Genomic DNA, 440 nt, shown 5'->3' with positions numbered 1-440 from the left:
GAATCGCTTGGTGATCACAAGTCTAAGCAGGCCACCGTAACAAGCTTTTGGGCAGAACCTTGTTAGACTTGATGATATAAAAGAATATTTCCAGATTAGGAAAAGTATGTTGATTCCTTGAATGTTTGTTATAAGCGATGTCACATCTCACGCAAAGTATACTCATTTCTTGGACCACTAAGTGCTCTTTGCTCGATGAGAAAGTCGCCCCACATTGGTAACGAAATTGTTCCTGTACCACCATAACTAAAACGTAAACTACGTGGATGTTTTACAACTAATCTTATTTGGTCCATACAATTTACAGAACGATAGATTTCATTCGTATACTCACCTGTGTCGTAATACGTTTGCCATTGTTCACTTGAAATAGAGTTTAAAAATCTAGGCATGCCAAATGGGATATCTGAGACTTTATCTGGATTATTTACAACCGCGGC

Annotated in this window: 1 protein-coding gene; it reads right to left on the bottom strand. The window is 38.2% G+C overall.

Features of this window, described 5'->3' with window-relative positions; translation table 11 throughout:
* Positions 1–140: 140 nt before the first annotated feature.
* A partial coding sequence (locus Q5762_RS37185; protein WP_315896729.1) for a hypothetical protein occupies positions 141–440 on the bottom strand: 300 nt, incomplete at its 5' end.

Source organism: Streptomyces sp. P9(2023), from assembly GCF_032436795.1.
Lineage (GTDB): Bacteria > Actinomycetota > Actinomycetes > Streptomycetales > Streptomycetaceae > Streptomyces.
The sequence above is the reverse complement of the archived record's forward strand: the minus strand, read 5'-3'. Positions and strand labels throughout refer to the sequence as shown.